The following is a 23,998-nucleotide window of genomic DNA, read 5'->3' on the forward strand; positions in this document are numbered from 1 at the left end:
AGGGAATTGCCTTATTCTTTTTATGTTGAACGGCGGTCGTACCTTGGTGCTGCTGTGGGCTTTCCGCCCTGGGCGGATGAGGGGGATGGCCGTCCCCACCGTTTTCTGGGCGCATCCCAGGTTTGGCAGTCTGGCTTTCGGAAAACTTTGCGGCTTTCCTTCTTGCGGCTCAGCGACCGGGTGCGCCCATGCGAGAGCCGTACCGCCGCGGCCTCAGGCGGCCTTGCGGGCGGTGCGGGCAGGGCCTAGAGGCTTGAGGTGTCGGCTCTGCCATACCCCTAGATCGAAAGGGGTGGCGGGCGCCGCATCCTGCCGCCCAAGGTCTCCCTTCCCGGGAAGGCCTGCGTCTTCCGGAGCCAACCATGCCGCCGATTGCCGATATCCTGATGTTTGCCGCGATGCTTGCTGTTGCCGGTGCCGTGGCGGGGCTGCTGGCCGGCGTGTTCGGGATTGGTGGCGGTGCGGTGCTGGTGCCGGTGTTCTATCAGGTCTTCGGTTATGCCGGGATCCCCGAACATGTCATCATGCATCTCGCCGTCGGCACCTCGACGGCGCTGATCGTGCCGACCTCGATCCGGTCGTTCCGGGCGCATCAGGCGCGCGGGGCGGTCGATATGGGGCTGCTGAAGGGGTGGATGATCGCGGTGCCCCTGGGCGCGCTCGCGGCGACCGTGGTTGCGGCTTACGTCTCGAGTGCCGGGCTTCGCCTCTTTTTCGCGGTGATGGGGCTGGTGCTCGCCGCCCGCATGCTGTTTCTCTCCAACCGGCTGCATCTCGGCACAGAGCTGCCGGGCCAGCCCTGGCGCTTCCTGACGGGTTCGGCGATCGGACTGTTTTCCGGGCTGATGGGGGTCGGGGGCGGGGTGTTCAACAACACCTTCATGACGCTTTACGGACGGCCGATCCACCAGGCGGTGGCGACCTCCTCGGGTGTGGGCGTGCTGATCTCGATCCCGGCCGTTTTCGGCTTTATCTATGCCGGCTGGGGCGAGGCGGGCCTGCCGCCGTTTTCGACCGGCTTCGTCAACTGGATCGCCTTTGCCGTGATCTTTCCGATCACCATGGTGGTCGCACCCTATGGGGTGAAACTCGCCCACAGCCTCAACAAGCGGCAGCTGGAAGTGGGGTTCGCGGTGTTTTTGCTGTTCGTTTCGGCGCGGTTTTTCTGGAGCCTGGTGGGGCACTGAGACCGGCGCACGGCGTTCGGTTCGGGATTTCCAGCAGCAGCGCGGCCGCGGATCAGCGGACCGAGACGCGATTGCGGCCTGACCGTTTGGAGAAATACAGGCCCTCGTCGGCCCGCTTCAGGATATCACTGGAAAACCGGTCCGGCTGGCTGAACTCGCTGACGCCGCCGCTGATGGTGGATTCGTAGCTCAGGCTCTTTCGCAACACATCCGGGACCCGCTCGCGCAATCGGTCTGCAATCTCGAGCGCATCGTTGCGGTGCAGGTCCGGCATCACGATGACGAATTCGTCGCCGCCGAAGCGGGCGATCACGTCATCCTGGCGCAAATTCTCGCGGCAGAGCCGGGCGATCTCGATCAGGGCTGAATCGCCGGCGTGGTGGCCGCGTTCGTCGTTCAGGCTCTTGAAATTGTCGAGGTCGAAAACCAGGACCGAGGTCTGGGATTGTTCGCGGGCAAAGATCTGCATGCGGTGATCCAGGGTTTCGATCAGTTTGCGGCGGTTGTAGAGGCCTGTCAGCGCATCGGTTTCGCTTTGTTCGCGAAGTTTGCGCTGCACGTCGTTCTTCTCGGTGATGTTGCTCGCCACCCAGACGACGGCATCCTCGCCGTCCACCTTGAAGGGGAGCGCCTGCACGCGCCCTTCGAACCAGATCGGCGCCGAGGGGCCGTCGCCGGCGCCTTTGACGTCGCTGCCGGACAGTTCATATTCGACGATATGCAGAACGCCGCAATCCAGTGCCTTGCCGATTTCGGCGGCAAACCAGCGGCCCTTGTCTTCCTTCAGCACGTCGAAGATGCTGAGCCCGATCAGGGCGCTGCCATCGTGATAGTGACGGGCATCCTTGCCGCCGAAGATCTCGGCGTAACGGCCGCTGCGCGTGAGGATGAAGGCGGGATCGGGAAGCGATGACAGGATTGCCGTCAATTGCTGCTGCGTAAACACGACACCGCTCTCCACCTGTATTCATGTGATCCCGAGCCGATGCGTCGAATGCAGAAATCGGCGCCGTCTTCCGCTTCGGGTTCCCTTGGCTTCGACACTGTCACGGATGTATTTCAACTTCCTAAATGAAGCCGCACGTCCTTTGCCGCGAATGTTGCTTTCGCCGTGGTGGGGGCGGTGTCTCTGGAGACTGCTGGCTGAAGGCACGGTCACTTCGGGGGAAGATGAAGGTCCAGGTAATTCAGGGTCTGGGCCAAGGCGCTGTCGCGTGTGACCGAGGCGGGATCAAGACCCATTCTGAGCCACAAGCCGTCGATCAAGGCGCTGATGCCGAGGGCCAGTCGTTCAGCGTCGGGGCGATCGACAAGCTCTTTCAGGGCCGACAGCAGGTTCGAGCGCATTCTGGCGTGAAAGGCTGCCTGAAGGCGGGCCAGCTGCGGTTCACGCGGGACTTCGGCGCAGAGCGACAGCCAGGCGTGGCTGATCGAGGGTTTGAAGAATTCCTCTTCGAAATTGCCGAGAATGATGGCCTCGACCCTTTCCCGCGGGTTGCGGGCCTGGCGCAAGCGGTCAACCACCGCCAGCCGCAAGGCGGCATTGGCCTCGCGCATGGCATGCTCGAACAGCTCTTCCTTGTTGCGGAAATAGTGGAGGACGATGCCTTTCGATGCGCCTGCATAGGCTGCCACCTTTTCCAGCGTCGTTCCGGCGAGCCCTTCCGTCTGCAGAACGCTATAGGCCGCCTGGCGCAATTCCTTGCGGCGGATTTCGCTGATCCTCGACAGTTTTACCATGGCCCCACCTCTCCGACGCTTGCCTCTCATTGACAGGTCAACTGAAAAGATCAAGAGTTGACCGACTGGTCAACTCTATGACCAACGGTACAATACAAGGGGAGCCGCAATGAGGACAACACGCATATTCACGCCGAGGCATGCCGCCTTTGCCGCATTTTTGTCGATGACGGTCTTTGGCGGCAGCGTCCGGGCCGCAGAGCCTGAGAGCTGTCAGACGGTTCGGCTGGCCGAACCAGGCTGGAACGACCTTGCCTTTACCACCGGCGTTGGAATGACGCTGTTGAAGCAGCTCGGCTACGCGCCGCAGTCCTCCCTGCTGGGGATCGACGTGATCTATCTCAGCTTGAAGAACAAGGATCTCGATGTCTTCCTTGGTTACTGGGATCCGGCCATGATCACCTATGCCAAGTCCTATCTGGAGGAGGGCTCGGTTGAACCGGTTACGGTCAATCTCGAAGGTGCCAAATACACGTTTGCGGTCCCGTCCTATGTCTACGAGGCTGGCGTCAAGGATTTCGCCGATCTGCAGAAATTTGCCGACAAGTTCGACCACAAGCTTTACGGCATCGAGCCCGGCTCCAACCAGCTGATGCTCGATGCCCTGGATGATCCGTCTCTGGGGCTTTCCAGTTGGGAAGTGGTGGAATCGAGCGAACAGGGCATGCTTGCCGAAGTTCAGCGGCACGTGAAGGAGAACAGCTTCATCGTCTTCCAGGGCTGGGCGCCGCATCCGATGAACACGCAATTCGACATGAAATATCTGACCGGCGGGGACAAATTCTACGGACCGAATTTCGGTGCCGCGACGGTTTCGACGCAGGTGCGCAAGGGATATGCCCAGGAATGCCCGAATGTGGCGCGCCTGCTGCAAAACCTCAAATTCGACATCGAATTCGAAAACAAGGGCATGGGATATCTGATGGAGGACGGATTGGCGCCGGAGGATGCGGCCGCCAAGGCGATCACCGAGGAGCCGAAGAGGCTGGAGGCCTGGCTGTCAGGCGTCACCACCTTCGACGGCAAGCCGGGGCTCGACGCTGTGCGTCAGGGTCTCAAACTTTGAGCTCAACCACCATGGATGCCTGGCGCCTTGGCAAACGGACTGTTTGCCTGGCGTCGGGTCGAAACCTCGCTGTCGTCGATACCGGCGGCGAGGGCGATGTTGCCCTGCTGTTGCACGGCTATACCGACACAAGCCGCAGCTATCAGGCGCTGGCGCCGCATCTGGCCGGGCTTCGCCTTGTCATTCCCGATCTTCCCGGGCATGGCGACAGCGACGAGGATGAAAGGGCCGATCTTTCGACGCTGGTCGAGGATATGATGGCGGTCTCGCGTGCCCTCGATGTGGTGCCGTCGCTGGTCGTCGGGCATTCCTTCGGCTCACTGCTTGCGCTCGAGATCGCAAGACGGGAGGTCTGGCCGGGGGCGAAATTCGTGATTCTGGCGGGAACGCCGTATCCCAATCTCGGGGGGCTGTCATCGCTGGCGCCGATCCGCCATTTCGCCGACCCGGTCGCCATGTCCGATCCCTTTCTGACGCAGTGGTATGCCGGACCCGTGGCACTCGATCCGCAATTTCTCGAGATGGTGAAGGCCGAGGCTGTGCGCATGCCGGCACGGATCTGGCGGCATTATCTCGACATGCTGGAGAGCACGGATCTGCGCGAGGGTCTCGGCGGCATCCGCGCACCACTGCTCTCGATCGCCGGAGACCTCGACCACTTGTTCGATGCCCGCCATGGGAATGCGCTCTGCCAGGTATTGCCGGACGCCCGGATTGTGAGGCTGCCCGACAGCGGGCACAATCCGCACTGGGAGGCGCCGGAACGGGTCGCAGGCCTGATCAGACAGTGGCTGACCGCGCGGGATGGCGACGCTCAGGTCCTCGACGTTGCCATTTAACAGGTCGGTCGCCAGAGCCGGTCCTGATCGCTGCCGTCGACGCGGAAACGACCAGCCCTTATCGTGAGGTGGGCGGGTCGGCGACCCTTAAAGGATTGTGGGGGATGTTGCCTCGGTCCTTCGAGGCCCGCTTGGGCGGGCACCTCAGGATGAGGGGTGACGTTGTTTTTTGCAGCCGTTTCTCTCTGGGTGAGGTGGGTGATCGGGGTAAGGCCCCTCCCAAACCCTCCCCACAAGGGGGAGGGCTTAACCTGGGTGCGCCCTTTGTGGCGCGTGGCTTACACCACAACCCCCGTCCGATTGCTCGACATCGTCAGCTTACGCTCGGCGCGCTCCTGCTGGGGGGAGCGGTTGTAGAGTTCGCGATAACATTTGGAGAAGTGGGAGGCGGAGACGAAGCCGCAGGCGACGGCGACTTCGACGACGGGCATGGAGGACTGGACCAGCAGGTGGCGGGCGCGGTCGAGGCGGATTTCGAGATAGTAGCGGGCGGGGGAGCGGCCCATCTCTTGTCTGAAGAGGCGCTCGATCTGGCGGCGCGAGAGGCCGGCGTCGTCGGCGATCTCGAGGAGCGACAGGGGTTCTGCGAGATTGGCTTCCATCAGCTCGATGATCTGCAGAACCTTGGAATTCTGCACGCCGAGGCGAGCCCGGAGCGGCAAGCGCTGGCGATCGTTGGCGGAGCGGACGCGGTCGGTCAGGTGCTGTTCGCAGACGCGATTGACGAGGCCTTCGCCGAAATCCTGGCCGATCAGGTTCAGCATCATGTCGAGCGAGGCAGTGCCGCCGGCGCAGGTGTAGAGATTGCCGTCGACTTCGTAGAGGTCGGCATAGACTTCCGCCTGGGGGAAGGTTTCGGAAAAGCCGGGCAGGTTTTCCCAGTGGATGGCGCAGCGCTTGCCATTGAGCAGGCCGGCCTGGGCCAGCACATGGGCGCCCGTACAGAGCGAGCCTACGGCGACGTTGCGGTTATAGGCCTCGCGCAGCCAGGCATTGACCGACTTGTTGTTGAACTCCTCGACATAGATGCCGGAACAGACGATCGCCATGTTCGGACGGTTTTCGCCGCCCAAAAAGCGGCGCTCGTCGGCGAGCGAGGAATTCACCTCGATGCCGATGCCGGAGGAGGAATAGACCTTCTGGCCATCGACGGAGGCGAGGCGCCACTCATAGGCGGCGTAGCCGAGCATGCGGTTGGCGATGCGCAGCGTCTCGATGGCGCCGGCAAAGGGCAAAAGCGTGAAATGCGGTACGAGGAAGAAGACGAGCGAACGCTTCTTGGTCTGCGTCGGTTGCTTGCTCATGGATGTGCCCGGTGTCCTTGCTGCCGTTCCCTTGTTTTCTGGCATGCTCGGCTGGAAACGGTCGAGGGGATGTTCGTTTCGCGACATTGTCATGAAATCGCGCGCCGTGGAAGCGTCCGGGCTTGCTGCGGCGCGACATTTTCCTGCGATTTTCAGGCTGCGACGCCGTGAACCAGGGCTTGATGATCGTCAGGACGGCAGATCGTTGAAATGCAATGGCTTCGCGGGCTGGCGGCGGCAGGCGGACGGGTCCGGGCTTTCGCCCATTTGCGACGCGGCGGGGCGGCCGCGGCGCAAATGGCCAAGCGGTGGATCGGGGTCAGCGGGCGGTGTCGCCCGCTGGCCAGCCCAGGTCCTTGCGCAGATCGAAAGGCAGGGCTTCGAGGGCCGCCCGGTCGCGACGCGCGCGGTGGTGTTCGGCGATGGTGCGGGCGAGACCATTCAGTTTCGTCGCGAGGCGGCCGGCCGCGCGGCGCGCCATGGCGCCCAGGGTGGCGGCGGGGGCGGTGCGGGTGATCGGGGTATCGCAGCAAACCATGGTCATGGTCTTCATCCTTTTCGGTTCCTGGCGGCCCTGTCTTCATCCTTGCTTCGGGGCCGGAGTGAGATATCGCTCAGGTTGATGCATCAATCCAACGAATGTTTCTGATGTCTGTCATTCTGAAACGTGATCAATTGCCGGAGGCGGGTGAGGCCGAGATCATCCCGCAGGGCCGGCGTCAGCGGCGCCAATTCGCGCTTCGTGGCGCGCAGGGTCGCCTGATTGCGGGTGTGGGCGATGGCCTTGGTAAGGCTCGCGCCGAGAGCGGTGAAGGCTGGTTGCGGCATGGGGCGGCTCCTCTATTCCTGGACTGTGCGGAGAAGCATGCGCCCCGATTGACATTCAATCAAACGCAATAGTATCGTCTTCAAGTTCAATTTTGTTGAAGGTCATCCGCCATGACGCTCATGCTGCGCCAGCCGCTTCCGCTTCTCGACAACGACGTTCTGCGGACATTTGTCGCGATCGCCGAGACCGGCAGTTTCACCACGGCTGCCGACCGGGTGTTTCGCACGCCGTCAGCCGTCTCGATGCAGATCAAGAAGCTGGAGGAGCAGCTGAATGTGACGCTCTTCCTGCGCGATGCGCGCTCGGTGACGCTGACGGAAAGCGGCGAGGTGCTGCTTCCCTATGCGCGGCGGATGCTGGCCTTGTCCAACGAGGCGGTCGGGCGGTTTCGCATGCCGGAGATGAAGGGCGTCGTCAGGCTCGGGGCGCCCGACGATATCGGTGAACGTTTCATGCCGACGATCCTCAGGCGTTTTGCCGAGCTTTATCCGCTGATCATGGTGGACCTGACGGTCGATACCTCGGGCGCGCTTCGGCGCAGGCTGGCCGAGCAGCGGCTGGATCTGACGCTGGTCAATTGCGCGCCGGGTGCTGTGGTGCATGACGGAGAGGTGATCCACCAGGAGCAGCTGGTCTGGGCGGGGGCGAAATGCGGCACGGCGCATTTGCGCGATCCGCTGCCCGTGTCGATCTGGGAGGATGGCTGCTGCTGGCGGGCGGATGCGCTGGCCAGGCTCGACAAGGACCGGCGGCCTTATCGCATCGCCTATCTCTCGGCCCATACAATGGCGCAGCGCGCGGCCGTGATTGCCGATCTGGCGGTGGCGCCGCTCCCGCGAAGCTATCTGACCGACGACATGACGGCGCTGGGCGCCAAACACGGGTTGCCGGAGCTCGGATCCTTCGAGGTCAGGCTTTTGACCGGCAAGGAGACGTCAGAGACGATCCAGGCGGTGGCCGACAGCGTGCGTTATGCCTTTTCCGAGATGATCGGCATGGCGGCGTGAGCGGGCGGGCTTGGTAAGTGTTTGGCGATTTCTGAAATTAGGGAAATGCCGAAATGAATGATGGCCAATAGGCAGTAGGCAGTAGGATTTGCGTGCGCATGGTGGATGAGACGAAGGTGGTCAGGCTCGAGGATTTTGTCGGCCAGGCTTACGACAAGCTGCGTTATGGCGACACGGACCGGCAGGGGCATGTCAACAATGCCGTCTTTGCCACCTTCATGGAAACGGGGCGTGTGGAGCTGATCTACAATCCAGAGGATCCGCTGCTGGAGGACGGCTTTTCCTTTGTGCTCGCCAAGCTGGACATTGATTATATCGCCGAGGTGCTGTGGCCGGGCACGGTCGAGATCGGCACGCGGGTGACGCGTGTCGGGCGGTCGTCGGTTACCATGAGCCAAGCGGTGTTTCAGGCGGGCAGGCTCTGTGCGTCTGCCGAGACAGTGGTGGTGCATTTCGACCAGGCGACGCGCAAGTCGCAGGCGTTTTCCGATCAGCAGCGGGCGAAGCTTGAGGGGTGGATGCGGGCGGAATAGGGCCGCAGGACTCTCGCTAAGGTTCCAGGGCGGGTATCGGTCGATGCGCCGCCCCATTTTATGCCCTTGTCAAAATAATAAGTCCATGCTTATGATAAGTTATGGCTTATCATTTAAGGACCCTTCAGGCTTTGGCCGACGATACGCGGCGCGATCTCTTCGAGAAGATCGCGGCGCGGCCGCAGACCGTTGCGGATCTCGCGCGTGTCGTTCCGGTGTCGCAGCCGGCGGTGTCGCAGCATCTGAAGGTGTTGAAGGAGGCGGGGCTGGTCACAGATCGCGCGGAGGGGCGGCGGCGGATCTATGCGATCGACCCGAACGGGCTCGGGCCGTTGCGCGCCTGGCTTGACCAATTCTGGGATCAGCAACTGGCGGCCTTTCAGCGCGCCGTCGAGGAAGGGGACGACGTATGAACGAGCATTTGCAGATCAAGCCCGCGCCGATCGTCAAACGATTCACCGTCAGGGCAAGCCGCGAGCGGGCCTTCGACGTGTTTTCCGCCGGCATGGGCGACTGGTGGCTGAAGACGCATTCGCTGACCAAGAGCGGGGCGAAGACTGTTGTCATCGAGCCCTTTGCCGGCGGGCGTTGGTACGAAATCGGCAATGGCGGCGAGGAGTGCGACTGGGGCCGGGTGCTGGTGTTCGACCGACCGGGGCGGCTGGTGCTGTCCTGGCAGCTCAATGGCGACTGGGTCTTCGATCCAGACCTGTTGACCGAGGTGGAGGTGGTGTTCACCGCTCTGTCAGAGACGGAGACGCAGGTCGATTTCGAACACCGGCTGATCGAGAACTTCGGCGCTGCCGCGGAGCGGACACGGTCGATCCTCGAGGCCGAAGGCGGTTGGACGGGGCTGCTGGCTATTTATGCGGAATTTGCCGGCCGTGGCTGATTTCAATCTGATGAGACATGGCGGCCGTGCTTGCCGCCATGTCTGGCTCCATCAGGAGCGTTCCAGGGCCTTTTCATAAAGCGCCTGGCTCTGCGTCAAGACCTCGTCGAGGCGGCGGCCGTCCTGGAAATGGGCGAGGTGGTCGGGATAGGTCACACCGTCCGGCACCTTGGGGCAGATTTCGGGCGTGCCGAGACGGGTTTCGACCGGGATGACGCCGGCCCAGACCGCAGCGTCGATATCGGCCGGGTCGTCGGAGACGCCGCCTGAGCGGATCTTCGCCGAGGCTTCCTCGATGCGCATGCCGATGACCATGGTGCCCTTGGCTTCCTGCGGATCGTTTTCGCGCAGAATATCGGCGCGGCCGGGATAGAAGCGGTCGACGACGGATTTCAGGGCCTCGGCCTTTTCCTGCGGATCGTCGATGATCCGGGCCGTGCCAAAACACATGGCGGAGCGGTAATTGGCCGAATGGTGGAAACCGGAGCGGGCGAGGATGAGGCCGTCGAGATGGGCGACGGTGAGACAGACGGGCAAACCCGCCTTCTGGTTTTTCAGCATGCGGCTGGCCGAGGAGCCGTGCCAGAACAGCCAGTCGCCCTCGCGCCAGTGGATGGTCGGCGTGCAATAGGGCTGGCCGTCGATGACATAGGCGACGTGACAGAGGAGGGCAGCATCGAGCACGGCATAGACGGCGTCGCGGTCGTAGGCCGCGCGTTCATGCAGGCGCTTTGCCCGGTTGCGCGGGGTGACGGGGAAGGTTTCGGGTGCTGGACGTTCGTTCATGCTTGCCTCCTGGATTCGGATGGCGCAGGGATAAGCGACATGATTGGTCCAAAGAAGATCCATGATGATGCAAAAACCTCGAACCAATTCCGACTGGTCGGCCAACACCCCCATCCTGCCGGCGCAGGGGCCGCGGCGGCTGGCGCTGTACCGGTCGCTGCGCGACCTGATCGAGAGCGGCCAGATGCGGCCCGGCGACAAGCTGCCGACGACGCGGGACATTTCCAGCCGCTTCCGCGTGTCGCGCGGTGCAGCCGTTGCGGCTTACGAGATGCTGGTGGCGGACGGCTTTGCCGAGGCGCGGGTGGGGGCCGGGACCTATGTGGCCGACGCCGTGCCGCTCCGGCAAGCCGCGCCGCCGGCGCAGCCGATCGTGGTGGAGGAGGCGCGGGCGCCGCTTCCCGGCGCACTCGGCTGTTCGACGGCGGACGAGACGACGCTTCGGATTTTTCGCATGCTGATGAACCGGCATCTGACGCAGCCTTCGGCGCGGCATTTTCACTACAATGATCCGGCGGGCAGCCTGGCGCTCAGAGTGGAAATCGCCGCCTATCTGAAGGCCGCGCGCGGGGTTGTGTGTGAACCGGATCAGGTGATCATGACGGCGGGCACGCAGCAGGGATTGGATCTGGCGGTGCGGACGCTGTTGAAACCGGGCGATCCCGTCTGGATCGAGGATCCCTGTTATGTTGCGGCACGTGATGTGTTCGAAGCCTCCGGTCTCGCCATCACCCCGGTGCCCGTGGATGGGGAGGGGATCGACGTCTCCGCCGGCATGGCTGCGGCACCGGCTGCCAAGGCCGTTTATGTGACGCCGTCGCATCAATATCCGCTCGGGGTCACGCTTTCGATGGCCCGGCGGCTGTCCCTGATCGACTGGGCGCGGAGGGCGGGTGCCTATATCATCGAGGACGACTATGACAGCGAGTTCCGCTTTGCCGGCCCGCCGCTCAGCGCCCTGCAGGGCATTGATGGCTCGGGCCGGGTGATTTATGTCGGCACCTTCTCCAAGACCCTGCTGCCGGGTTTCCGGATCGGCTATCTCGTCGTACCCCGCGCCTTGCGTGAGCGCATCCTGACCATTCGCCGGCTCACGGATCGTTTTCCCTCGACGCTGGCAGAGGATGCGCTGACCGAATTTCTGCGCGACGGACATTTTTCGGCGCATATCAAGCGGGCGCGCAAGCGGGTGAAGGCGGCGCGGGATGCGCTGGTGGAGGCGCTTGCGGGCAGCCCGCTCTCTGTGTCTCCACCCGAACAGGGTCTGCATCTCCTGGCGGAACTGCCTGCGGGCGCCGATGATGTGACGCTGGCGAAACAGGCAATCCGCGCCGGTTTCGGACCGAAGGCCCTGTCACCGCTCTATGCCGGACCTGCCGATCGGCGCGGTTTGGTCATCGGCTTCTCCGGGTTCGAGCCGCAGGTGCTGGCTGAGGCGGCCAGGCGGTTTGTGGACGGGCTTTGAGGCGCGGGGCGGGGTCTGAACCTGGCGTGTTGCTCATGGCGGGGCCGGTACCGTGGGGTACCCCCCTCTGTCGGCTTCGCCGACATCTCCCCCACACGGGGGGAGAGTGGGGCGTCGCGTATGCCGCTCCCTTGGCAACCCCAGAGGCGGGCGACAGGCAGGCGGTTTGGCCAGTCTTCCCTCTTGTGGGGGAGATGTCCGCCTCTTCGACCGGCTGCTCATGCCGGGCTTCGGATTCCAGTCTATAGCGGGCAAGGCGCTGCCTCAGATTGTGGAGGCGGCAGAGAGAATTATGGGATGAGTCGCGTTTTGACTACAAGGTTTCAAGCTCAGGTGGCCAATTCACCGGATGGTAAATCCTGATTGCTTGCGCAAGATCTGGGATCGTCGTAAAATCCGAACTTGTGATCTTCGCAGATGAGGCTAACATGACTCGCCAGAAAAATTTGTATGTCCTGCGAATTTTGTCTGTATTTTTCGCCGTTTTCGTCGTTTTGCTGTATTTTTTCGGATTGTTGTTGGCATCTTTTCAGCAGGAACGCTTGTCAGAATTGGATTTCATGTACATGACGTTCGTCAAAATGACCTTGTTTCTGATATATCCAATATTTGTTTTCGCCGCGATGTTTGCTTTTTCGTCAAGCCTTCGGATTGTGCAGAAGCTTGGAGGGTATAGAGATTCTTTCAAATCGTTTTCCCGAACACCTCTCCGGCATATGATTTGGGATGAACTTGCCGAAGAATTCGCACGTGATGACTCGGTGCGCAGGTGAGTGGGGGTTCGTGGAGTTTGCGGTGTGCGCCCGTCGACCGACGGGGTGGGTGTTGTTTTATCAATCTTTTATCAGAATTGCTGCTGTGAGGTGACTCGATAGCGTGTCAGTTGCCTGCGTCGTCGGACAGGGCGCGTGTCGTCACCTCGGATATGCCGACCCTCTTGCTCAAATGGATCTAAGGCAATGGCTGGGTGAAGGTGCTGAGGTGGCATATCCTCGCCTTTTGCGGCTTCATGAATTTGAAGGTGATGTTTTGCAGGTCGGTGCGTGGGGCAAAGCCGGAGGCGCTGGCGAAGATTATAGAGGATTTCTCGGGGATTTTGGGGTGAGGGGCGTTCTGAAATATGCTTTGATGTGCGCAGATTTGGTCGTTTCCTTAGCAGGGTTAGATTGCCAAGTTTTCGGCTGTCGGTCTACGATCAGCACAGTGGCTGTATTTCGCATAGAAAAATGCCTGCGCTCCAGAGTTGTAATTCTGCCGATTTACTCTAATGTTTCCTCATCGTCTTTCTTGTTAGTTTGATGACGGAGCAATTGGTGACTGAAGTGGATGAGTGGATAGAGCTCGCTAAGCTCTCGCTTGCGAGCTACAGTAGTCCAATAAATCACAAAAAAATGTCGCTGTTGAATGCGGTTCTAACTAGTCAGAATATTATCCATGGCTCATTAGGGCGAGGATATTGCCGAGTAATGTCGAACGATAGTTCCGCAGTGATCATCTTTCGAGGAACCCGAGAATGCATTGACTGGATCATCTCTAACGTCCGATGCTTTCCCACCTCTATGCATGGGCCACAGGACGAACATCCCCTCGTTCATAGAGGCTTCCAGCAAGCGCTTTACTATGAAGACAAAACAACCGGTACCACAGCGCTCTCTTCGATCTTTGCCCGTATTGAAAGGCTGCTCTCCAGTGTAGACCATATTGTGGTCACTGGGCACTCACTTGGTGGAGCCATTGCAACTCTCTTTGCCGTCAAATTGGCGCTCGCACGACCAGAGACACGCTCGCGTCTTAAAGTCGTGACCTTTGGCGCGCCCGCCGTTGGTTTGGGAGAATTTAAGAGCCTCGTCGGTAGACTAGACTTCCCAATCACACGCATTGTGCATGCCAATGATGCAGTTCCATTTGCGCCACCACTTTTCTATCAGCATGTCGGAAGGGAATACTGGCTAACTGAGCAAGGCTTGTTTGTTGATGCTGGTTGGCTACGCAGACTTCCCCTAGCGCTTCGAACTCCTTTTTCCATCAAGCCAGACCATAGCATGGCGCGGTATGTCGCCGCCCTTTACGCACACGCCGGAAGGCCACTCCCCGATTCGATCAAAAAGCGGCTCAATCTGCAGAAGTAGCCTTCATAGCATAGAAACAGTGTAATGAGTGGATTTCCAATATTTGCGAGACCAATCCCGCAATAGTTGCCAATTTCATACTTACTCCCTGCTCCTCCGCCGCCTCCGTCCACCACCTTCACCATCGCCCTCCGCCAGCACCTTCCGCTCCGGCAGCGTGACCACACTTGCCAGTTTCGGGAACGGATCGACCTTGTTCGGCAGGGCCATGGCGTCGATGAAGAGTTGCTGGAAGTGGGGCTCCAGCGCCGTTTCGATCTTTTCGATGCGGGTGACGGTGTCCTCGATTTCGCGGCGGTAGTCGCGGTTGAGGAGGGCCATCAGGGCGCCGGTTCCGGCGGCGTTGCCGACGGCTTTGACCTCCGAGAGCTCGCAATCGGGGATGAGGCCGAGCACCATCGCGTATTTCGGATCGATGAAGGAGCCGAAGGCGCCGGCGAAGCGGATGGTGTCGACGGTTTCGACGCCGAGCTTTTCCATCAGGAGCTTGATGCCGGCATAAAGGGCGGCCTTGGCGAGCTGGATGGCGCGCACGTCGTTTTGCGTCACCGTGATCTTCTGGGCGCCGTCATGCAGGAGGTAGGAGAAGGTGCGGCCGTTTTCGAGGATGCGGTGGCTTTTCGCGGCCATGCCGCCATCGACGACGCCGTCGGTGGAGATGACGCCGGAGAGATACATTTCGGCGACGACTTCGATGATGGCCGAGCCGCAGATTCCGGTGATACCGGTCTTTTCGGCGGCTTCTGCAAAACCGGCCTCGTTCGACCACTGCTCGACGCCGATGACCTTGAAGCGAGGTTCGAGTGTAACAGGATCGATGCGGACGCGTTCGATGGCGCCGGGGGCGGCGCGCTGACCGCAGGAAATTTCGGCGCCTTCGAAGGCGGGGCCTGTGGGCGAGGAGGCGGCAACGGTGCGCTCGCGGTTACCGAGCACGATCTCGGCGTTTGTGCCGACATCGACGAGCAGCATCATCTTGTCCTGGCGATGCGGGCCTTCCGAGAGCGTCGCACCGGCGGCATCGGCCCCGACATGGCCGGCGATGCAGGGCAGGCAGTAGACGCGGGCGCCGTGGTTGATCGCCAGATCGATCTCGCGCGACCAGGTGTGCACGGCGCCTGAGACGGCGAGCGCAAAGGGCGCCTGGCCGAGCTCGGTCGGGTCGATGCCGAGGAAAAGGTGGTGCATGATCGGATTGGCGACGAAGACGGCATCGAGGATGTCGTTTGCATTGACGCCGGCTTCCGCGCAGACCTTGATGGTCAGATCGTTGATCGCCTGGCGGACCGCCTTGGTCATGGCCTCGCGGCCGTCGGGGTTCATCATCACATAGGAGACGCGGCTCATCAGGTCTTCGCCGAAGCGGATCTGCGGGTTCGACGTGCCGGAGGAGGCGATGACGCGGCCTGAGAGCAGCGAGACGAGATGCATGGCGATCGTCGTCGAGCCGATGTCGCAGGCGATGCCATAGGCCTCGTTGTGGAGGCCCGGCCAGAGCGCGATCATGTTGGGGCGCGAGGTGTCGAGGTCGCGGTGGATGGCGGCGGTGACGCCCCAGTTGCCCTTGCGGAGCGTCTTCTGGACATCGGGCAGAAGATGCTGGGCAACGAGGATGTCGTGGAAACCCCAATCCTTTTCCAGCATCAGGTTGAGCCGGTCGAGATCACCCAGCGGCTTGTGCATGTCGGGTTCGTCAACCTCGACATAACACAGCTGGATCGCCGGATTGCGCGGGAAGGTGCGGTCGGTCGCGGCCTTGCGGATGACCTGGGCATTGACGACGGTATCCGGTGGAACGTCGACGACGAGATCGCCCTGGATCGTGGCCGAGCAGGAGAGGCGGCGGCCCTCCGGAATGGTGCGGACTTCGGCGTAGCGCTTTTCCTTCGGCCCGACGGGCGAGATGTGGTCGTTCGACGAGGTGATGCCGTGTTTGGCGAACTGGCCTTCCTGGACCTCGATCTGGCAGCGGCCGCAGGTGGCGCGGCCGCCGCAGACGCTTTCGACATAGACGCCGAGCGTGCGGGCGGCTTCGAGCACCGTGGTGCCGACGGGGAAACGGCCACGCTTGCCCGAGGGCATGAAGAGGACGAGGGGATCGGTGGTCTCGGTCATCAGGGTCTTTCAGTTTCGAGGGACGTCTCCCTCATCTGTTGCGAGGGGGGTGCCCCCCTCTGTCACTTCGTGACATCTCCCCCACAAGGGGGGGAGAGTGGTGCGCAACCTCACTCCGTCGCAGCGCCGGAACCGGCCCGCGCCGCGCGGCCGCCGCGGCGGCCGGAGGCCGCACCCGGGGCGGTGGTGGAGGCGGGGGCGCCGGCTTCGGCGGGTTTGTGGTCGCGGTAGGTCATGATCCAGTTGCCGCAGTTCGGGTCGGTGCCGTTCAGGACGTTGGCGGCGCGGACGGCTTCCATTTCCTGTGGGCGGCAGGGGTTCATGATGGCGGATGTCATGCCGGCGCCGATGACCATGGGGATGAAGCCGGCATTGATGCCGTGGCGGTGCGGCAGGCCGAAGGAGATGTTGGAGAGGCCGCAGGTGGTGTTGACCTTCAGCTCGTTGCGCAGGCGGTGCAGCAGGGCGAAGACCTGGCGGCCGGCATCGCCGAGCGCGCCGATCGGCATGACCAGCGGGTCGACGACGACGTCTTCCGGCTTGATGCCGTAATCCATGGCGCGTTCGACGATCTTCTTGGCGACGGCGAAACGCACATCCGGATCCATGGAAATGCCGGTCTCGTCGTTGGAGATGGCGACCACGGGCACGTTGTATTTGGCGCAGAGCGGCAGGATGGCCTCGAGCTTTTCTTCCTCGCCGGTGACGGAATTGACCAGCGGGCGGCCCTTGGCGACCTTGAGGGCGGCCTCGATGGCGGCAGTGACGGATGAGTCGATCGAGAGCGGCACGTCGACCAGGCCCTGGACGATTTCCATGGTCTTGACCAGGAGGCCTGGCTCGGTTTCGTTGGGGTTGACCGAGGTGACGCCGGCATTGACGTCGAGCATGGTGGCGCCGGCGGCGACCTGTTCCAGCGCATCCTTGATGACGGTGTCGAAATTGCCTTCGATCATCTCGGCGGCAAGCTTCTTGCGGCCCGTCGGGTTGATGCGCTCGCCGATCACGCAGAAGGGCTGGTCGAAGCCGATGATGATTTCGCGGGTTGCGGATGCGACGATGGTGCGGGTCATTTCAGTCCTCCGGTCGGTGCCGGCTGTTGCGCGGCTTGAATGGGATGTGCCGGCAGGTGCCGGGAAAATGCAATGGGGTGTCGTCAGTGCGGCTGGGGCTGGGCGGCCTTGGCAGCCATTTCCTGCTGGTCCTGCACGGGATCGGCGCCGATTTCGCGCATGCGCAAGGCCGCGATGTCATCGGCACGGGCATGCTCGCGTTTCCACGGCTGGCGGCCCTTCAGCACGCCGGATTCATGGACGATCTCGGCGACATATTCTTCCTGGCGATAGGCCATGACATGCACGCCGGAGACGCCCTCGATCTCCTTCACCTCGTTGATGATGTCGATGCAGAGCTGCTTGCCTTCCTTCTTCTGGTCCTGCGCGCCTTCCAGGCGGGCGATCACATGGTCCGGAATGTGGATGCCGGGCACGTTGGAGCGGATCCACTTGGCGGTCTTGGCCGAGGCGAGCGGACCGACGCCGACGAGGATGTAGCATTTCTCGTGGAAGCCGAGGTCGCGGACCTTCGCCATGTAATCGCGGAACATCGGCACGTCGAAGCAATACTGGCTCTGGACGAATTGCGCGCCGGCCTCGATCTTCTTGCCGAGACGATAGGGGCGGAAATCATAGGGCGGGGCGAAGGGGTTGATCGCGGCGCCGAGAAAGACTTTTGGCGGTGTGGTCAGCTTGCGGCCGGAGAGGAATTTCGACTCGTCGCGCATGGTGCGCACGGTTTCCAGAAGCGACATGCAGTCGAGATCGAAGACGGGCTTGGCGCCCGGCTGGTCGCCGGCCTGCACGCCGTCGCCGGTCAGGCACATGATGTTGGCGACGCCCATGGCGGCCGCACCCAGCACGTCGCCCTGGATGGCGATGCGGTTCTTGTCGCGGCAGGCGATCTGCATGATCGGGGCGTAGCCCATGCGGGTGAGCAGCGCGCAGATACCGACCGAGGACATGTGGCAATTGGCGCCGGACGCGTCGACCGCGTTGATGCCATCGACCCAGCCGTCGAAGACTTTTGCCCGCTCATAGACGTCTTCCGGATCGGCACTGTCGGGCGGATTGAGTTCGGCTGTGACGGCGAATTCGCCACGCCGCAAGACACGTTCCAGGCGCCCCAGGGATGAATGACCGGGCAGAGGATCGAGTGGGAGATGGGCGCCGAGCGGGTTTTCGTCGATATGGGCCATGGCTCAGGCTTCCTTTGCCGAATACTTTTCCCGCTCTGCAGCGGCTTCTGCCGTCACCCGCAGCCAGGAGGATGTTTCGCGCAGCGACTGGTTGACTGGCTTTTGCACCTTCAGGATCGCATCGCCCGCGACCATGTTGCGCGAGCCGCTCCAGGCCTGGACCCAGACGCAGGGCATGTCGGGTTCGACTTCGCAGTTGCCGTTGGCGCGCACGCCACCACAGGGGCCGTTGCGCAGCTGCTTGGGACAGTTCATCGGGCAGGACATGCCGGTCGAGGACAGAACGCACTGGCCGCACATGCGACAGTCGAACAGCAGGCCCTTCACATTGCGCTCGACAAAGGTGACCGGGGTTTCGACCCTGTTGTAGCCGAGCTTTTTCCAGACCGGATGGAGGAAGAGGAAGGCGCTGGCGAAATTGCGATAGAACCATTCGAGAAAGCGCGAATGGCGCACAGCCCAGAGGCGGATGGTATAGGAGCGGCGGGCGCGGCGGTTGGGCGACACGCCCGAGGGCGTGAAAGCGCCGGTTGCGGCCTTGGCAGCCGGGGCGGCGTTGCCCTTTTTCGGCGGGCCGGGGTCGACGAGCTTGGGTTCACCCATTGTCGCGGCCCCCGGCATGGACCAGGGCCACGAGGCGGGGCTTGTCATAGGCGGCTTCGATTTCGGCGGCAGCGGCTTCTGCCTCGGCTTCGAGGTCGTCGCCGACGGGAACCGGATCGGCCTTGCGCCAGTCGGCGAGATAGGCGTCGGTTTCAGCGGCGCCCGTGCGCATCGCGGCCATGTCGATGGCCTCGGTGAAACGCAGCGAGAGCTCGCGTTTGGCCGATTTGCGCCCCTGCTTGACGATCACCTGCGCTGGAATATCGCGCCAATAAACGACGATCCTGTCTGCCATGCCACTCTCTCCCTTTGCAGGCCAGAATGCACGGGGGGCATTCGCCGGACTGCGCTTTTCACGACGTCGCAAGTCGCCAAAAACGACTTGGGTCCGTTTTACCAGATTCGGCTGACGATGCCGTGTCCGATCCACGACCAGAGGGTCGGGGGAAAGCGTAGTGCCGAGGGGCCGGAGGGCGGGTAAGGACGGAGCGTGCCGTTCAGGGCATCGCTGACCGATTGGGCGGTGATATCGAGGGCGGCGAGGGTGAGAACGAGCGGATAAGTGGAGATGAAATCGCCCTTGGACGGACGTGTCCGCACCTCGTAGAGCGTGCCGCCGGTGTCCGTGCCGGCATCGACGAGGTGGAGCGTGGCGCCGAAGTTTGCGGTGTCGTTTTCGCGGAGCGACCAGTAGCCACCCATCTGGCCGCGATAGCCTGGATTGATGCCGGCATGCAAGTTGATGACGGGGCAGGGCATGGCGGCAAGCTGGCGCGGCGACATCAGACGGGTGGAGACGAGCAGGATGGCGGCGGGATTCAGTTGCGCGACGAGGGCTGCGGTTTCTTCGGCATTGATCGAGGTGACGGGGTGGATCGGGACCGTTTCCGGCAGGGTTTTGTCTAGGCCATGGGCGGTCAGAAGTTCTGTGACGCGACGGTTGGCGAAGCGGCGAAGCAGGCGGGCGGCGATCATGGTGCCGAGCTGGCCAAGCGCCGTGATCCAGCCGAGTTTGCGGGCGCGGCGGCGGGTAATCTCGCCCTTTCCTTCCGGCTGTTCCAGAAGGACATGGATGTCGAAGCCCCGCCGCGCGAGGTCGGCTGCGACGATGGTCGGGTTGAGGCCGCCGGCGGTCATCAACAGGACCGGGCGGCTCTCGGGTCTGGAATGCCTGACACGCATCAGATGACGAATGCGACGACGGCAAAGGCGGTGTAGACGACGAAGCCGGCGACTGCGAGCGACAGGAGGCCGATGATGCCGCCGACGAGCACGCCGAGACCGTCGCGCTGCGAATGGGCAAAACCGAGGACGGCGAGCGCAAAGGCCGGCGGCCAGTTGCCAAGTGGGATGGGCAGGAAAACGACAATCGCGAGGATCAGCGCGAGGAGGCCGATCAGGCGCTCGGCAAAACGGCTTTCGAACAGCCAGAAGCGGGGGATGACGAGCTTTTCGGCCCAGCGCATCCAGGGGACGAGGCGGTTGACGATGGCCTCGAAAGTTTCCGGCTGCACGCCGTAGTCGCCGATGCGCGCGGGGAAGAAAACGCGGCCACCGGGGGAGGCGGCCATCTGCCAGGCGACGAAGACCAGGGGCAGACCGAGGATGAAGGTGCTGCCGGGCGGCAGCGGCACGAGATTGGGAAGGGCAAAGACCAGGAGGAAGGCACCGAAGGAGCGGTCCTGCAGGGCAATCGCGATGTCGCGGATCGTCACCTTGCGGTCCCGGGTGCGAGCGAGCCGCACCAGAAGGTCCGAGAGATTTTCCGGCTGATAATGGTCACGTGCAGTGGCGAGACCTGCCACCCATGTTTCTGCCCTGTCGGTCATGTCTGCTTCTCTTGGTTTTGTTGACCTGGCCCCGAGTGTGGCGGGAGGTGATTACGGGTCAATTAAGTTGGAGGCGGCGCAGATGGGGATATGGGCGGATGGTGAAGGGATCGTGAAGGAATGCTGCAGGGACGGTGCAGGGGCGCTGGATCTACATGCGAACGGTCGAGGCTATGAGATGAGAGGGGTAGGCTGGGTGAATGCCGTAACCCTAGAACCTCAGTCGACCCGAGGTTGCTCTTCAGATCCCTACGTGGCTGCTGACCAGTCCATCGGCAGCGAACCGATGGATCATAATCATAGGTGGATCATTCACGGTAGGAATGCTGGGTCCTCCGAACCATAGGGGGTTTGCCGCGCAGATCGAACCGCAGATGTGAGCAGGAATTGGCCCCAGCATCGCGCTCATAGGTCTGTGTACGTGACCCGACGAGATTGCCAACTGCCCGCGCGATCGCTGTTCCAACAGCCCACCTAACTCCTTTCGCCCGTGCGCGATCACCGCGTCAATCGGCGGAATCCCGCATGGCACGACATGGTGGTGGGTGAAGATGAGCGTAGATTGTGCTCCGGGCAAATCCAGAACTTGTTTTAACCAGTCCAGATGTTGGGCGACGTCACCACCCGCCGATCCAGAGAGGCTAGTGTCTAATCCTACCAATCGAATTGCGCCAAACTCCGCCATGAAATGGACCGCTTCGCAGTTGTCGACCTGACCGTGGCGATGCGTGAAAGCCGAGCTAAGCGCACGTCGATCGTCTGAGTTTCCTGGCACCACCAGAACTGGACAATTCAGCGCATTAAGGCAACTTTCGATTTGCGCATATCCTTCCGTCCATCCTCCATCGATAAGGTCTCCCGATACGACCACGGCATCGGGTTTGACTTCTGCAAGCCATGATACCGCACACGTCAGACGCGACATGTTATCGTTGCCGGGTGCAGCGTGAACATCAGAAAGCTGCGCGACGATCATTATGCACCTCCAAAATTTGTTGTTGGACCATAACGCCGCGTCGCTTTCTTCGAAACATCCTGGTGAACCTATCGATCCAGCTACATGGCGTGAAACGACTGTTAGCAGCAAATCGGTCCATGTCCGCAATTGGCCCATTCCAGCCAAGACGTCGTCGCCCAAGCGACGGGGACACGTCTGAGCATTCGGTTCGAGCCGGTATCGCCACGCTGAGATATCAGCCTACCACCCTGCCTTGATTTCTCCCTGATCCTTTGCGAGCGATTTTCGTTCCATTGCCGCTTGATCGGGGAGATTCGTCATGGCCTATCCGTCTTTGAACCTCTGTGCGCGTGCCATCTTGGCGCTTTCTCTGCTGCTCGGGCTCTCTGCCTGCGGCAATACCATCCGCGGTGTGGGCAAGGATATCGGCGGCGTGGTCGATGCGACGCAGGATGCCGGGCGCAATGTCGCCAGATCGGTGAAGTGACGGCGGGTCAGGCGGCGGCGGGAGCCGTGTTGCGGGCGGCGGCCGTCAGTTCTGGATCGAGATCGCCATAGCCGGTGAAGCGGTATTCGTAATCCAGCTTCAGATAGTCGGCCGCCCATTTGGCCTTGGCCTGCAGCTCGGCGTCCTCGGTCTGGGCGAGATAGACGACCTTCGTATAGTTGCCGAAGACCATGTCGCGCAGTTCGGGATGGCGGTCGAGCTTCAGCGGCTCGATGACGAAGGCTTCGAACTGGCGGGTGATGAGATCCGTCAGGTAGAAGGCGGTGAACTCCGTTTCGCATTCGGCGAGGAATTTTTCCGTGCCGGTGAAGAAGGCGTAGCAGTGCGGGCCGGAGAGGCGGGTGATGCCTTCCTCGGCGCAGATCGTGTCGATCTCGCCTTGTGTGCCGCATTCGGCATACCCCAGGAAGATGTTGTCATGACCGGACGCACGGGCCTCGGCGATCTTGTCGCGAAGCGCAGGTGCGATCTTTTGCGGAGTGACATGCCAGATGGCGGGCAGGCATTCGAGCGTGAGATGATCAAGGCCGTTCAGGGCTTTGACCGCAAGAATCTCACGCGCGATCGCACCGCATGCGATCACGTGAACTTTTTCGGACTTCGCGCGTTGTTCCATCGCAATCCACTCGTTACCCTTACAGAAGGTACACCAACATGATGGCGAAAAAACTGACAGCCGGCGCAGCCCTCGTTCTCACCGTCTTCGCGCTCTCGTCTTGCGGCAATACGATCCGCGGCGTCGGCCAGGATGCTGCCAATACCGTCAACGCGACGCAGTCCGCTGCGAACAACGTGGACGCCGCAGCCTCCCGCTAACCGCGATCGCGCGGGGGACCCGCTTTGAGCGCATCTAAAACAGGAGAGGGAGCATGACGCTCACCGCTATCGCCAAGGCCAGTGCTATCTATATGTTGGCGGCCATCCTGATTGCAGGCGGGCAGGTTGCGTTCGAAACGTTCGCACCCGCTCGCCATGCAGGCCTGATCACGGAAGCCGGCCTTTAGGGGCCGGTTTCGTCACTTTTCCCGTAAAGCCTCAGGCGCGAGCGCCCATGCTGTTGTGCCGGCGGCTGATGAAATCCTTGGCGGTTTCGACCGCGACGGCGGCATCGCGACAATAGGCGTCGGCGCCGACCGCCTTGCCGAATTCCTCGTTGAGCGGCGCGCCTCCGACGAGCACGACGTAGTCGTCGCGGATACCCTTTTCCTTCATCGTGTCGATGACGACCTTCATATAGGGCATCGTCGTCGTCAGCAGCGCTGACATGCCGAGGATGTCGGGCTTTTCGCGTTCCAGCGCTTCCAGATAGTTTTCGACCGGATTGTTGATGCCGAGGTCGATGACATCGAATCCGGCACCTTCCATCATCATGCCGACGAGGTTCTTGCCGATGTCGTGGATGTCGCCCTTGACGGTGCCGATCACCATCTTGCCCTGCTTGGGCGCGCCGGTGGCCGCCAGAAGCGGGCGCAGGATCGTCATGCCGGCCTTCATCGCATTGGCCGAGAGCAGAACTTCCGGCACGAAGAGAATGCCGTCGCGGAAGTCGATGCCGACGATGCGCATGCCCTCGACGAGCGCCTGGGTCAGAATGTCATAAGGCGCCCAGCCGCGCTCCAGAAGGATATTCGTCGCTTCCTCGATCTCCTCCTTCAGGCCGTCATACAGGTCGTCATGCATCTGCTGCACGAGCTCTTCATCGGAGAGTTCGGAAAGAATGATGTCGTCGTCGGCCATGATGGTGCTTCCCGCTTGGATTTCAACGCGATTCCGATCGCGCCGGGCAAGAGACTGCCTGATTGAAAGTTAAACCTCAAGTTCGTGAAAAACTCTTTTCGAAAGCGACGCGGCGGCCCTGAAAAGCGACGGGGACAGACAAGAGCCTTCCTCGGCGATGTCTGTGAGACACAAGCCGTTGGCGCATAAAGGATGGTTTCACAAGCGGATTGGAATA

The 23,998-nt window shown here is 61.9% G+C and carries 29 protein-coding genes; 13 read left to right on the top strand and 16 right to left on the bottom strand.

Annotation, left to right across the window (positions count from 1 at the left end; translation table 11 throughout):
• Positions 1 to 362: 362 nt before the first annotated feature.
• Positions 363 to 1,187: a sulfite exporter TauE/SafE family protein gene (locus DFO46_RS07220; RefSeq protein WP_120276838.1), complete on the top strand. Its 825-nt coding sequence runs from the start codon at positions 363 to 365 to the stop codon at positions 1,185 to 1,187.
• A gap of 52 nt (positions 1,188 to 1,239) precedes the next feature.
• Here the strand turns inward: DFO46_RS07220 and DFO46_RS07225 are convergent, their stop codons facing one another.
• Both DFO46_RS07225 and betI read right to left on the bottom strand, forming a co-directional pair.
• The gene (locus DFO46_RS07225; RefSeq protein WP_120276839.1) at positions 1,240 to 2,133 is read right to left on the bottom strand and encodes a GGDEF domain-containing protein; all 894 of its coding nucleotides are present in this window, start codon (positions 2,131 to 2,133) and stop codon (positions 1,240 to 1,242) included.
• Positions 2,134 to 2,342: 209 nt separating this feature from the next.
• Positions 2,343 to 2,927 (bottom strand): transcriptional regulator BetI, encoded by a 585-nt coding sequence (betI, locus tag DFO46_RS07230; RefSeq protein WP_120276840.1) that lies wholly within the window; start codon positions 2,925 to 2,927, stop codon positions 2,343 to 2,345.
• 166 nt (positions 2,928 to 3,093) lie between these two features.
• Between betI and choX the strand changes: the two genes are divergently transcribed.
• Entirely contained in the window at positions 3,094 to 3,993 is a 900-nt protein-coding gene (choX, locus tag DFO46_RS07235; RefSeq protein WP_110790976.1) for a choline ABC transporter substrate-binding protein, read from the top strand.
• Positions 3,990 to 4,832 (top strand): alpha/beta hydrolase, encoded by an 843-nt coding sequence (locus tag DFO46_RS07240; protein ID WP_147412746.1) that lies wholly within the window; start codon positions 3,990 to 3,992, stop codon positions 4,830 to 4,832. Before choX ends, DFO46_RS07240 begins: the two co-directional genes overlap by 4 nt.
• A 278-nt stretch (positions 4,833 to 5,110) precedes the next feature.
• On the opposite strand, the gene DFO46_RS07245 is transcribed toward DFO46_RS07240, so the two are convergent.
• From DFO46_RS07245 to DFO46_RS07255, 3 genes are all read right to left on the bottom strand, one after another.
• Complete coding sequence (locus tag DFO46_RS07245; RefSeq protein WP_110790502.1) at positions 5,111 to 6,136, bottom strand: GlxA family transcriptional regulator; 1,026 nt, start codon at positions 6,134 to 6,136, stop codon at positions 5,111 to 5,113.
• Between the two features lie 319 nt (positions 6,137 to 6,455).
• Positions 6,456 to 6,689, bottom strand: coding sequence for a hypothetical protein (locus DFO46_RS07250; RefSeq protein WP_110790501.1), 234 nt, complete (start codon positions 6,687 to 6,689; stop codon positions 6,456 to 6,458).
• 74 nt (positions 6,690 to 6,763) lie between these two features.
• A complete protein-coding gene (locus DFO46_RS07255) occupies positions 6,764 to 6,964 on the bottom strand; it encodes a hypothetical protein (protein ID WP_110790500.1) in 201 nt (66 codons plus the stop codon).
• Positions 6,965 to 7,075: 111 nt separating this feature from the next.
• Between DFO46_RS07255 and DFO46_RS07260 the strand changes: the two genes are divergently transcribed.
• From DFO46_RS07260 to DFO46_RS07275, 4 genes are all read left to right on the top strand, one after another.
• The gene (locus DFO46_RS07260) at positions 7,076 to 7,972 is read left to right on the top strand and encodes a LysR family transcriptional regulator (RefSeq protein WP_110790499.1); all 897 of its coding nucleotides are present in this window, start codon (positions 7,076 to 7,078) and stop codon (positions 7,970 to 7,972) included.
• 98 nt (positions 7,973 to 8,070) lie between these two features.
• A complete protein-coding gene (locus DFO46_RS07265) occupies positions 8,071 to 8,505 on the top strand; it encodes a thioesterase family protein (protein WP_120276842.1) in 435 nt (144 codons plus the stop codon).
• 101 nt (positions 8,506 to 8,606) lie between these two features.
• On the top strand, positions 8,607 to 8,918 hold the full coding sequence (locus tag DFO46_RS07270) for a metalloregulator ArsR/SmtB family transcription factor (protein WP_110790497.1): 312 nt from the start codon (positions 8,607 to 8,609) through the stop codon (positions 8,916 to 8,918).
• Positions 8,915 to 9,397 (top strand): SRPBCC family protein, encoded by a 483-nt coding sequence (locus tag DFO46_RS07275; protein ID WP_110790496.1) that lies wholly within the window; start codon positions 8,915 to 8,917, stop codon positions 9,395 to 9,397. Before DFO46_RS07270 ends, DFO46_RS07275 begins: the two co-directional genes overlap by 4 nt.
• Before the next feature lie 51 nt (positions 9,398 to 9,448).
• Here the strand turns inward: DFO46_RS07275 and DFO46_RS07280 are convergent, their stop codons facing one another.
• Positions 9,449 to 10,183 carry a pyridoxamine 5'-phosphate oxidase family protein gene (locus DFO46_RS07280; RefSeq protein WP_245422525.1) on the bottom strand — a complete coding sequence of 245 codons (735 nt, stop codon included), beginning with the start codon at positions 10,181 to 10,183 and terminating at the stop codon, positions 9,449 to 9,451.
• A gap of 64 nt (positions 10,184 to 10,247) precedes the next feature.
• Here DFO46_RS07280 and DFO46_RS07285 point away from each other — a divergent pair, with 64 nt between their 5' ends.
• The 3 genes from DFO46_RS07285 to DFO46_RS07295 all read left to right on the top strand — a co-directional run bounded on the left by DFO46_RS07285 (position 10,248) and on the right by DFO46_RS07295 (position 13,777).
• Positions 10,248 to 11,648, top strand: coding sequence for a PLP-dependent aminotransferase family protein (locus DFO46_RS07285; protein ID WP_245422526.1), 1,401 nt, complete (start codon positions 10,248 to 10,250; stop codon positions 11,646 to 11,648).
• Positions 11,649 to 12,076: 428 nt separating this feature from the next.
• The gene (locus DFO46_RS07290; protein ID WP_120276845.1) at positions 12,077 to 12,421 is read left to right on the top strand and encodes a hypothetical protein; all 345 of its coding nucleotides are present in this window, start codon (positions 12,077 to 12,079) and stop codon (positions 12,419 to 12,421) included.
• A 540-nt stretch (positions 12,422 to 12,961) separates the two neighbouring features.
• Complete coding sequence (locus DFO46_RS07295) at positions 12,962 to 13,777, top strand: lipase family protein (protein ID WP_183041860.1); 816 nt, start codon at positions 12,962 to 12,964, stop codon at positions 13,775 to 13,777.
• 81 nt (positions 13,778 to 13,858) lie between these two features.
• On the opposite strand, the gene DFO46_RS07300 is transcribed toward DFO46_RS07295, so the two are convergent.
• The 8 genes from DFO46_RS07300 to DFO46_RS07335 form a co-directional block, all read right to left on the bottom strand.
• Positions 13,859 to 15,892, bottom strand: a complete 2,034-nt coding sequence (locus DFO46_RS07300) for an ASKHA domain-containing protein (protein WP_120276847.1) — start codon at positions 15,890 to 15,892, stop codon at positions 13,859 to 13,861.
• Between the two features lie 110 nt (positions 15,893 to 16,002).
• Positions 16,003 to 16,965 (bottom strand): methyltetrahydrofolate cobalamin methyltransferase, encoded by a 963-nt coding sequence (locus DFO46_RS07305; RefSeq protein WP_110790491.1) that lies wholly within the window; start codon positions 16,963 to 16,965, stop codon positions 16,003 to 16,005.
• A gap of 83 nt (positions 16,966 to 17,048) precedes the next feature.
• Positions 17,049 to 18,146: a methylenetetrahydrofolate reductase gene (locus tag DFO46_RS07310; protein ID WP_110790490.1), complete on the bottom strand. Its 1,098-nt coding sequence runs from the start codon at positions 18,144 to 18,146 to the stop codon at positions 17,049 to 17,051.
• Between the two features lie 3 nt (positions 18,147 to 18,149).
• The gene (locus DFO46_RS07315; protein WP_120278174.1) at positions 18,150 to 18,749 is read right to left on the bottom strand and encodes a methylenetetrahydrofolate reductase C-terminal domain-containing protein; all 600 of its coding nucleotides are present in this window, start codon (positions 18,747 to 18,749) and stop codon (positions 18,150 to 18,152) included.
• Entirely contained in the window at positions 18,742 to 19,044 is a 303-nt protein-coding gene (locus tag DFO46_RS07320) for a virulence factor (protein WP_120276848.1), read from the bottom strand. Before DFO46_RS07320 ends, DFO46_RS07315 begins: the two co-directional genes overlap by 8 nt.
• 98 nt (positions 19,045 to 19,142) lie before the next feature.
• Positions 19,143 to 19,886: a formyl transferase gene (locus tag DFO46_RS07325; protein ID WP_120276849.1), complete on the bottom strand. Its 744-nt coding sequence runs from the start codon at positions 19,884 to 19,886 to the stop codon at positions 19,143 to 19,145.
• Between the two features lie 44 nt (positions 19,887 to 19,930).
• On the bottom strand, positions 19,931 to 20,578 hold the full coding sequence (locus tag DFO46_RS07330) for an exopolysaccharide biosynthesis protein (RefSeq protein ID WP_120276850.1): 648 nt from the start codon (positions 20,576 to 20,578) through the stop codon (positions 19,931 to 19,933).
• Positions 20,579 to 20,819: 241 nt separating this feature from the next.
• Positions 20,820 to 21,554 carry a metallophosphoesterase gene (locus DFO46_RS07335; protein WP_183041861.1) on the bottom strand — a complete coding sequence of 245 codons (735 nt, stop codon included), beginning with the start codon at positions 21,552 to 21,554 and terminating at the stop codon, positions 20,820 to 20,822.
• A 301-nt stretch (positions 21,555 to 21,855) separates the two neighbouring features.
• Here DFO46_RS07335 and DFO46_RS07340 point away from each other — a divergent pair, with 301 nt between their 5' ends.
• The gene (locus DFO46_RS07340) at positions 21,856 to 22,023 is read left to right on the top strand and encodes an entericidin B signal peptide protein (RefSeq protein WP_120276852.1); all 168 of its coding nucleotides are present in this window, start codon (positions 21,856 to 21,858) and stop codon (positions 22,021 to 22,023) included.
• Between the two features lie 7 nt (positions 22,024 to 22,030).
• Here the strand turns inward: DFO46_RS07340 and DFO46_RS07345 are convergent, their stop codons facing one another.
• On the bottom strand, positions 22,031 to 22,660 hold the full coding sequence (locus tag DFO46_RS07345; protein WP_120276853.1) for a DUF1638 domain-containing protein: 630 nt from the start codon (positions 22,658 to 22,660) through the stop codon (positions 22,031 to 22,033).
• A gap of 38 nt (positions 22,661 to 22,698) precedes the next feature.
• Here DFO46_RS07345 and DFO46_RS07350 point away from each other — a divergent pair, with 38 nt between their 5' ends.
• Together DFO46_RS07350 and DFO46_RS24235 are read left to right on the top strand one after the other, a co-directional pair.
• On the top strand, positions 22,699 to 22,860 hold the full coding sequence (locus DFO46_RS07350) for an entericidin (protein ID WP_110790482.1): 162 nt from the start codon (positions 22,699 to 22,701) through the stop codon (positions 22,858 to 22,860).
• A gap of 53 nt (positions 22,861 to 22,913) precedes the next feature.
• Positions 22,914 to 23,048: a hypothetical protein gene (locus DFO46_RS24235; protein ID WP_280953039.1), complete on the top strand. Its 135-nt coding sequence runs from the start codon at positions 22,914 to 22,916 to the stop codon at positions 23,046 to 23,048.
• A 31-nt stretch (positions 23,049 to 23,079) separates the two neighbouring features.
• On the opposite strand, the gene DFO46_RS07355 is transcribed toward DFO46_RS24235, so the two are convergent.
• Complete coding sequence (locus tag DFO46_RS07355) at positions 23,080 to 23,781, bottom strand: B12-binding domain-containing protein (protein ID WP_110790481.1); 702 nt, start codon at positions 23,779 to 23,781, stop codon at positions 23,080 to 23,082.
• Positions 23,782 to 23,998 lie beyond the last annotated feature (217 nt).

It is taken from the genome of Rhizobium sp. AG855 (assembly GCF_003610655.1).
Lineage (GTDB): Bacteria > Pseudomonadota > Alphaproteobacteria > Rhizobiales > Rhizobiaceae > Allorhizobium > Allorhizobium wuzhouense.

Coding starts and splice junctions, on each gene's coding strand:
- DFO46_RS07220 (WP_120276838.1), top strand. CDS start 363: ATGCCGCCGATTGCCGATATCCTGATGTTTGCCGCGATGCTTGCTGTT.
- betI (WP_120276840.1), bottom strand. CDS start 2,927: ATGGTAAAACTGTCGAGGATCAGCGAAATCCGCCGCAAGGAATTGCGC.
- choX (WP_110790976.1), top strand. CDS start 3,094: ATGACGGTCTTTGGCGGCAGCGTCCGGGCCGCAGAGCCTGAGAGCTGT.
- DFO46_RS07245 (WP_110790502.1), bottom strand. CDS start 6,136: ATGAGCAAGCAACCGACGCAGACCAAGAAGCGTTCGCTCGTCTTCTTC.
- DFO46_RS07250 (WP_110790501.1), bottom strand. CDS start 6,689: ATGAAGACCATGACCATGGTTTGCTGCGATACCCCGATCACCCGCACC.
- DFO46_RS07255 (WP_110790500.1), bottom strand. CDS start 6,964: ATGCCGCAACCAGCCTTCACCGCTCTCGGCGCGAGCCTTACCAAGGCC.
- DFO46_RS07260 (WP_110790499.1), top strand. CDS start 7,076: ATGACGCTCATGCTGCGCCAGCCGCTTCCGCTTCTCGACAACGACGTT.
- DFO46_RS07265 (WP_120276842.1), top strand. CDS start 8,071: ATGGTGGATGAGACGAAGGTGGTCAGGCTCGAGGATTTTGTCGGCCAG.
- DFO46_RS07270 (WP_110790497.1), top strand. CDS start 8,607: ATGGCTTATCATTTAAGGACCCTTCAGGCTTTGGCCGACGATACGCGG.
- DFO46_RS07275 (WP_110790496.1), top strand. CDS start 8,915: ATGAACGAGCATTTGCAGATCAAGCCCGCGCCGATCGTCAAACGATTC.
- DFO46_RS07280 (WP_245422525.1), bottom strand. CDS start 10,183: ATGAACGAACGTCCAGCACCCGAAACCTTCCCCGTCACCCCGCGCAAC.
- DFO46_RS07285 (WP_245422526.1), top strand. CDS start 10,248: ATGATGCAAAAACCTCGAACCAATTCCGACTGGTCGGCCAACACCCCC.
- DFO46_RS07290 (WP_120276845.1), top strand. CDS start 12,077: ATGACTCGCCAGAAAAATTTGTATGTCCTGCGAATTTTGTCTGTATTT.
- DFO46_RS07300 (WP_120276847.1), bottom strand. CDS start 15,892: ATGACCGAGACCACCGATCCCCTCGTCCTCTTCATGCCCTCGGGCAAG.
- DFO46_RS07305 (WP_110790491.1), bottom strand. CDS start 16,965: ATGACCCGCACCATCGTCGCATCCGCAACCCGCGAAATCATCATCGGC.
- DFO46_RS07310 (WP_110790490.1), bottom strand. CDS start 18,146: ATGGCCCATATCGACGAAAACCCGCTCGGCGCCCATCTCCCACTCGAT.
- DFO46_RS07315 (WP_120278174.1), bottom strand. CDS start 18,749: ATGGGTGAACCCAAGCTCGTCGACCCCGGCCCGCCGAAAAAGGGCAAC.
- DFO46_RS07320 (WP_120276848.1), bottom strand. CDS start 19,044: ATGGCAGACAGGATCGTCGTTTATTGGCGCGATATTCCAGCGCAGGTG.
- DFO46_RS07325 (WP_120276849.1), bottom strand. CDS start 19,886: ATGACCGCCGGCGGCCTCAACCCGACCATCGTCGCAGCCGACCTCGCG.
- DFO46_RS07330 (WP_120276850.1), bottom strand. CDS start 20,578: ATGACCGACAGGGCAGAAACATGGGTGGCAGGTCTCGCCACTGCACGT.
- DFO46_RS07335 (WP_183041861.1), bottom strand. CDS start 21,554: ATGATCGTCGCGCAGCTTTCTGATGTTCACGCTGCACCCGGCAACGAT.
- DFO46_RS07340 (WP_120276852.1), top strand. CDS start 21,856: ATGGCCTATCCGTCTTTGAACCTCTGTGCGCGTGCCATCTTGGCGCTT.
- DFO46_RS07345 (WP_120276853.1), bottom strand. CDS start 22,660: ATGGAACAACGCGCGAAGTCCGAAAAAGTTCACGTGATCGCATGCGGT.
- DFO46_RS07350 (WP_110790482.1), top strand. CDS start 22,699: ATGATGGCGAAAAAACTGACAGCCGGCGCAGCCCTCGTTCTCACCGTC.
- DFO46_RS24235 (WP_280953039.1), top strand. CDS start 22,914: ATGACGCTCACCGCTATCGCCAAGGCCAGTGCTATCTATATGTTGGCG.
- DFO46_RS07355 (WP_110790481.1), bottom strand. CDS start 23,781: ATGGCCGACGACGACATCATTCTTTCCGAACTCTCCGATGAAGAGCTC.